General features: G+C 48.5%; 5 protein-coding genes. All 5 read left to right on the top strand.

Annotated elements, in window-relative coordinates:
• A partial coding sequence (locus OXH39_02090; GenBank protein MCY3549222.1) for a c-type cytochrome occupies window positions 1-3,015 on the top strand: 3,015 nt, incomplete at its 5' end.
• A gap of 132 nt (window positions 3,016-3,147) precedes the next feature.
• Complete coding sequence (locus OXH39_02085) at window positions 3,148-3,504, top strand: cytochrome c (protein ID MCY3549221.1); 357 nt, start codon at window positions 3,148-3,150, stop codon at window positions 3,502-3,504.
• A gap of 116 nt (window positions 3,505-3,620) precedes the next feature.
• Window positions 3,621-4,370, top strand: coding sequence for a hypothetical protein (locus OXH39_02080; protein ID MCY3549220.1), 750 nt, complete (start codon window positions 3,621-3,623; stop codon window positions 4,368-4,370).
• A gap of 94 nt (window positions 4,371-4,464) precedes the next feature.
• On the top strand, window positions 4,465-6,360 hold the full coding sequence (locus OXH39_02075) for a cytochrome ubiquinol oxidase subunit I (protein ID MCY3549219.1): 1,896 nt from the start codon (window positions 4,465-4,467) through the stop codon (window positions 6,358-6,360).
• A gap of 68 nt (window positions 6,361-6,428) precedes the next feature.
• Entirely contained in the window at window positions 6,429-7,937 is a 1,509-nt protein-coding gene (locus OXH39_02070; GenBank protein ID MCY3549218.1) for a hypothetical protein, read from the top strand.
• Window positions 7,938-8,061 lie beyond the last annotated feature (124 nt).

Genomic DNA, 8,061 nt, shown 5'->3' with positions numbered 1-8,061 from the left:
TTCTGGAGTGAGATGATTACCCGCCGCCCATGGAAGCAGATCCAGCAGCAATTTTATCAATATGAATATGAAAAGACACACGCGGAATTGGAGAACGCGAGGTTAGTTCTGCCTGAACTCCCGACACCTCAAGAACCTGACCCCAGGGAACTCGGAAGGTTAACGAAAGAAGTCAGGAACGCCCAAGTTGCTTTGGACGAAGCACTGCAGGAACGTAAGTTTCGGCAGAGCGAATCGGATGCGATTAATTATAAATATCAGCATAGCCTCCACGAAGCGAAGGGTAGACACAATGCGACTGTTGACAAATGGCAGAAGAAATTAGCGGATTTTGAATCCCAGATTGAGAGTGAACTGACCGAAGCCGTTTTGAAAGCGGAAGCCGCCTTTGCAGACGCGAACAAAGCTTTGGCGCAATTTTATCAAGCCAATGGAGACGCACAAAGTGCCCTCAGTACCTACCTCATCGCCCAGAAATATAACACGGCAGATACAGAAATCACTGATGGCATTACCGCTGCCCAAGCGTCGCTTCAATCTCTGCAAGCCGACAAAGCAAAGTATGACGAAGTTGCACGTCTTGAGGAAAAACTCCATTCAGTGGGTGGTATCAAGCGAACCTTCCTCGGTAGCCTATTAGAAAACCCCTTCCGTGAAACGCGAACGATCACGCAATACTATCTTGAAGACTTTAGCCATACTGCAGACAGGTGTGCGACGTGTCACTTCTCTGTTGATAGGAGCGGCTATGAGCAATCCGCCCAAGAGATATTTGAGGTAGAAGGTGATGGCGAAAATCCGGTTGTCCATCGTCTCAAGCATGCGAGTGTTAAAGTAGGGAGTGAGAATATTATAATTGATGGATTTGAGGCAGAAGCAGACGAATATACATTAGAAGAGAACGGCACCCTTACTTTCAGTGATGTTGATGTCTTCGGCGAAGTAGAGATCTCTTATGAGACCGGCTACCATTCAGTCCTCCAGACGCATCCGCATCGAGATGTTCTTCTTGAGAAACACCCTGTTGATAGATTTGGGTGCACGCCTTGCCACGGTGGACAAGGGCAGGCTCTCACAGCGAAATCTGCCCACGCCTTGACGCATGCTGAGTATTGGCTCACCCCTGTCCTTGGTTTGGATGAGCATACCGGCAGAACCTCTGAAGAGACAAAAGGATATATGGAATCTAACTGCCGCCGCTGTCACGATGGTGTGGTGATGTTGGATTACGGTGTGAATCCTGAAACAGATGAACCTCAGGACTATGCCCCTAATCTCACAAAAGGATTGGCACTCTTTGAAGACCTCGGCTGTCACGGATGCCATGCTGTAGAAGGCTATAGTGCCATTGAAGACCTCGCCAAAGTCGGTCCGTCGCTCGCGAAAGTCGGTAGCAAGATAAAAGATACGGCTTGGCTCGAAAGTTGGCTTAAGAAACCTGAGGCGTATCTGCCGAATACGACGATGCCAAACTTCTTCCCTGCCGATGGCATGACGCAAGTCGTTTACCTCAAGAACGGTGGGCAACGTACCGGTGTTGTCACCAAAACAGCGAATGGTATTATCGTCAAAACGGATGACGGCACGGAATATCCGTATCCTGACAGTTATGTTATTCGCATTGTTGATGAGGTGAAATCTATCGCAGCTTACCTTGCCCAAATGAGTGATGCGAATCTCGATGAGGTCAGTGCAACCTATTCCGAATCTCAACGCGCCATTGAAGCAGGTGAAGAGACTGTTAAAACTGTTGGCTGTCTCACGTGTCATGCTGTTGGTGGTTTAGGAAGCGATTTTGCTCCGGCACTGGACAGCGTTGGCGAAAAGGTTACGCCGAATTACCTCCGCCAGTGGATTCGCGATCCGAAAGCTTATGATCCAGATACGAGTATGCCGAGTTTGCGATTGAATGATAACGAAGTTGACGATGTCGTCGCGTACTTGATGAGTCTACAGCAGGCAACCCCCAACGCGTCTGGTGAATCCATCGGTGAAGTGGACGTAGCAGAGGGTGAGGCACTCGTCAGGACCTACGGATGTTTCGGTTGCCATGAAATCCCTGGATTTGAAAATGAATCAAAAGTCGGTGCCGATCTCGGCGAATTCGGTGCGAAACTCGCTGATGAACTTGACTTTGGTGATACGGTAGATGTTGAACATAGTTGGACCGGATGGACCCTTGGTAAGGTAACCAATCCACGGCGTTACCAGACCCGACGCATTGTCTCTCGTATGCCTGTCTTCCAGATTAACGACGAAGAGGCGAAAGCATTGGCTGTGCTTTTGAAGAGTTTCCAACCTGAGAAGTATCCGCTCAGTTATATCCATAACCGATCCGAGAAATTGGACCGTATTGATGCGGGCAGACGGTTGGTGAAAAAGTATAATTGCGCTGGGTGCCACGAAATTGAGGGCGCGGGCGGCGATTATCAGGATGTTATCATCGCACACGAAGGGTTGGGTGAGATGGTTGCCAAGCAGTTTGCACCGCCGACGTTGAAAGCTGAGGGTGCGAGAGTTTATCCGGACTGGTTATTTGCGTTCCTCAAGGAGCCGTCAGAGATTCGTTACGGGCTCAAAGTCCGAATGCCAACATTTGGTCTATCGGATGACGAAGCGACAACGTTTGTCGAGTACTTCTCTGCGCTTGACGATGAACCCTTCCCTTATGAGACGCTTGAAATGCCGACACCGACGCGTGCTGAGTTGCGAGTCGGTAAGCAGATTTTTGACGCGCTTCAGTGTATCTCCTGCCATCCATCGCAGGGTGAAGTTATCCCTGAAGGCAGCGACAAAGCTGGGCGACCAGATCTTGCCCTGGCGAAAGAACGTCTCAAGGCTGATTGGCTTATTGATTGGATGAAGGATCCGCAGTCGTTCCAACCTGGAACAGCGATGCCTCAGGCGTGGCCCCTCATTGGTGGACAACATGTACCGCTTGAAGGCTATGCTGACGATGATGCTGAGAAACAGATTCGACTTGTGCGAGATTACCTCATTAGTATTAGTCAGTAATCAGTTAAGGTGCCTCCCTGTAACAATTCACCACTGCTTGACGTACGCCAAGTTTAGATGGATTGTTACAAAAGCACCTCTTAACTCTCACTGCGAGGCAGACTGATAACTGAGAACCGATAACCATAAAATATGAGACACCTTATCGTCGTTGTTGTCATGATTCTTGTGTGGCTCAATGGGTTAATTTGGTTGGCAAGACAGGTTGACCCGAGTACGAAATATCAGTCGCAGGTTGAATACAAGTATGCCCGATACTGCGCGGGGTGCCATGGGAACAACGGGGAAGGCAACGGACGGATCGGACGTTTCAAAAAATTGGATCCCGCAGACTTAACAGACAACAGCCTGTGGGAGATGCACAGCGATGAGCAATTGCTGGATAGCATCAACGCTGGGAAAAACGATATGCCAGCGTTCTATTACTATCTCAATGATGAGGAACAGCGGGAGATTCTTGACTATATTAAGGAGACGTTTCGTCGGTAACCCGAAAATAAGTTTTTAGAAAACTTGGTTAAAATTTTAGGTTTTTTATTTGCATTTTGGAACCCTGTGGTGTTAATATATTGCAGGTTAAATTTAAACTATAGAGGAGAAAAATCATGAAAATCGTAGTTGCTTTGCTTGTCTTTGGGATGTTGACGAGTGTTGCGTTTGCAGGCACTATCACCGGGACTGTAATGTATGATGGTGATGCGCCAGCACGTCCTGCCCTGACTGCGACCAAAGATCAACATTGCGTTGACGCTGTAACAGGTACAAAGTCCGAAGCACTCGTTGTCTCAAAGGGCAAAGGCATCAAGAACGTTGTAATTTACGCCCGCGTCCGTGGGGCAAAACCTACTGTTCCAGAGAAAAACCCAGTTATGGACCAAAAGGCATGCGCTTACTACCCGCACGTTCTCGCTGTTGTTGTTGGTTCTACCGTTGATATTACCTCCAGCGATCCGATTGCACACAACGTCCATTCTCATGCGAAAAAGAATGACGCGATAAACTATCAGATTCCGCAGCCTGGCAAAATTCTCCCGCACAAAATCGAAAAGGTTGAAGAGATTAAATTCACATGCGATATTCATGATTGGATGACCGGTTACATCGTCGCTGTTCCTAACAACTTTTTCACGGTCACCGGTTACAAAGACGCTGATGGTGCCTGGATCAGTTCAGATGACTATGAAAAATCCGCAGATGCCGGTAGTTATTCGATCGCTGATGTGCCAGCGGGTAGGGCACGCGTCGTCGCATGGCATGAAGAACTCGGTTCAGCAAACAAAACGGTTGAAGTACCAGCAAGTGGTGATATTGCCGTAAACTTCACGAGTGCTGACTTTAAGAAACGCGCGAAATAAATAGCGGTCAGCAGTCAGTTTTCGGCAGTCAGTAAGAAACTCTCTTGCTGACGGAAACCGAAAGCCGATGGCTGACAGCCGAAAGCCATAAAAAATGTCTAAAAAGAGAGTCTATCTCATACTCGGTTGTGTGCTGCTTGCTTATGCCTTTTTAGCAGTTGCACCGGTGTTTGCACAAGATGCAACCGAGGCAGAATATCGCCCCTTCCCGAAGATCGGCAGTCGGAATGCAGCATGGATTGCTGCGCAGCTGCACCTGTTATTCGGATCCTTTATTCTCGGTGTTCCGATGTTCGCTGTTATCATCGAATTTATCGGCTGGAAGACCAAGGACATGCGATATGACCGGATGGCGCAGGAGTTCATTAAACTCTGTATGGGTGCGTTTTCGACGACAGCCCTGCTCGGTGGTGTGCTCGTCTTCATCCTCATCTGGTGTTATCCAAAGGTCATGACCAAGCTCAGCGGAATATTCGGACCGACGATGATTTTTTACGTTGTTCTGTTCTTCGGTGAGACCTTTACGCTTTACCTCTACTCCTACGGATGGGATAAGATGCAAGGCCGCCATAAAGGGTGGCATCTCTTCCTCGGTGTTTTATTAAATGTGTGGGGGACGGCAATTATGTTCGTCTCTAATTCATGGTTGAGTTACCAAACGAGTCCGGCAACGCAATATGGCGTGCTATCTGAAGGACGGCGGAAGTCTTGGATTGAAGAGAGATTGGCTGCTGATCCAGAACTCACACCTGAAACCGCTATGGAGGGTGTTACAAGCCACACAATGGTGCCACTCCACAACGAGACAACAGGCGAGTTCATGGGCACGCTTTGGGATGCTGTCAACAATTTTACGTGGATGCCTGTTAATATCCACCGTCTCGTTGGAAACATCGCCTTCGGCGGTTCGATTGTGGCGGCTTATGCCGCGTTCCGATTCCTCGTCGCAAAGACGAAAGAGGACAAAGCACACTACGATTGGATGGGCTATACCGGAAACTTCATCGCACTCTGCGGACTGATACCGCTGCCGTTCCTGGGTTATTGGCTCGGTAGAGAAATCTATATGTTCAATAACACAATGGGCATCAACATGATGGGTAGTCTCTTTTCTTGGCTGTTCATTATTCAGGCGGTAATGATTGGTGTTCTATTTATTGGTGCGAACTACTACCTCTGGTCGGGTATGGGGCGCATTGAAGGGGCGGAGGTCTATGCGCGATACCGTCCGTATATGATTACGGTCATTATTATCTGTGTCGCCATCTGGATGACCCCGCGGACGCTCTCTAAAATCTCAAGTGCCAGTGAGCTGAGTGCGATGGGCGGTGCAAACCATCCACACCTCGGATTATTTGGCTTGATGACTGCCAAAAATACGGCTGTTAACATCATTATTCTCACGACTTTTTTGAGTTTCCTATTTTATCGGCGTTCAGGAAAGATACCTACGGCAAGTTGGAAAAAGGTTGGCAACGTTGCCATCTCTGCGATCTTTTTCCTTGCGACAGTCTCAATCGTAGTTATCGGCATCGTCGGATTTACCGTTCCGACAGATTTGCGTGTCAATATCCTGACCCCATATCAAGTTTTGGTTGCGCTTGCGGTGATGGCAGTTGTCACTATCGTTGATATTTTCATGTACCGCAAGGCGACAACGTCTGGTACCATTAAATGGGGCGAGATGACGGATCGCTCACAATACGTGTTAATTCTGGTGGCAATTACGTTTACGTCCCTGATGGGATTGATGGGATATGCGCGCTCAGGACTTCGAGAGGCGTGGCATATCTTCGGGGTTATGCAAGATACATCGCCGGATGCATTTACGCCGCTTCTCAGCGAAGCAGTGAACATGGTAGCGATCATCATGGTGGCCTTCTTCGCACTCGTTGGGTTTATTTTCTGGCTCGGTTTGTGGGGCGAAAAGAAGAAGCAAGCGGCAGTTGCTCCTGTAGAGGGAGAGATTGCTGTGGAGAGTGATGATTAGCGTGAAAGAATGAATCGGGACCAAAGCGATTCTGTCTTGAAGAATTGGGATTTTTGAAAGAGGCAAAAATGTCAAGAAATACGCTCATAAAAATTGCGAGTCTAATTTTAATGGTGGTGAGTTTCATCGCCTATATTGCTGGGGCATCTGCGTTTCCGATTGCCTCGGAAAACTTACTACCGTGGTCAGTCTGGTTTCTCATCTCGGTCGTCATAAACATCGTTTTATGGTCAAACGTCATGAAGTTGTTGACGTTCTCACTCGCCGTGATATGGTTTTACGCCTTTGTTGCGAGTCTTGTCCCGGAAAGTTCGACAGCAGTGAGTCTAACTGAGCTTGATTGGAGTGACCCAGAGGCAGTCGCTGAGCAAGGTGCTTTGGTGTTTAACGGCAAGGGGCAATGTAGCGCGTGTCATACAGTGGATACCTCTGCTCCGCCAGGAAGGTGTCCTGACTTGACAGACATAGGTGTTAACGCCGCAAGCCGCATCCCCGGTATGGATGCGAGAACGTATTTAATTGAATCTCTGTATTTCCCGGCGAACCACCTCATCCCTGGCTACGGTAAGATTATGCCAGAGATATGGAAAGCCCCGATTGCGCTTTCTCACGTGGAGATTCAAGCGGTTATCGCTTACCTTGAGAGTCAAGGCGGCGAAATTGATCCGACTCCGTTTGAGGAACCTATAGATCGGAAAGATGCAGCGGTAGTCGCTGAAGCACTTCCACCCTTGCTCACTGGCGATCCGGAACTCGGTAAGAAGGTTTTTGTGAGTGCTGCGTGTAACGCTTGCCATGTCGTACAGGGTGTAGAAAGTCCAGCAGCTGGGGAAACGAGTGCGGACTTTGAAGTGGTCACCGCACCGGACCTTTCTGAAATTGCTGCCTTTAACGACATGCGGTATCTTGAAGAGTCAATCCTGATGCCGAGTGCACAAATTGTGAGCGGTTACGGTGCCGTGACCGTCCGTGCCAACGGAGTAACTTACCAAGGGACACTCGTCTCGCAAGATGAAGAAAAAATAGTCGTCCGAACCAAAACTGCGGATGGCGTGGAAGAGGAACACACTATCTTACTGAGTGATCTTGATGAGGAACCGATTGAAGAACTCACAGATCTGCAGGCGAACGGCTATTTTACGTTGACACTAACACCTACAGATGCCGATGCCCCGGTCAGTGGGACAATCGTTTCAGAAACCGCGGAGACTGTGACACTTAAAGTTAACGGTGAAGATAAGACGTTCTCCAAAACGGATGTCAAAAGTATGATGACGGTTGTCACTTTTGATGGTGATGAAATTGTTGGCGAGTATGTTTCAGGCACAATGGACGACGACGAAATCGTCTTAATCGTCGATGGAAGTGAGGAGGCATTTGATACATTTGATCTTGAGGAAGTTACCTTTACCCGTGCCTCCGGCAAGAAGTTGCTGGTTACATCACCGATGCCGGAAAACTTCCCACTGCTGTTATCGGTATTAGATATGAGCAATTTGCTCTCTTTCTTAAGCACGCTCACTGGCGCGACAGCGGAAGCAGTGCCAGCAGAGACAGGTGAGACTCCCGCGGAATAACACACAACACAGGGTGCTATGGTGAACATGAGCCCATACCGTCGTTGGCGAAGATTGCATCCTCGCGCGGTAATATCCAAGTAAAGGATTTTCTTTTAATTGCTTGAAAAGTCTCAAATCCAGT

The organism is Candidatus Poribacteria bacterium, from assembly GCA_026702755.1.
Lineage (GTDB): Bacteria > Poribacteria > WGA-4E > WGA-4E > WGA-3G > WGA-3G.
Note: the sequence above shows the minus strand (reverse complement) of the source record. Positions and strands in the feature narration are given on the sequence as shown.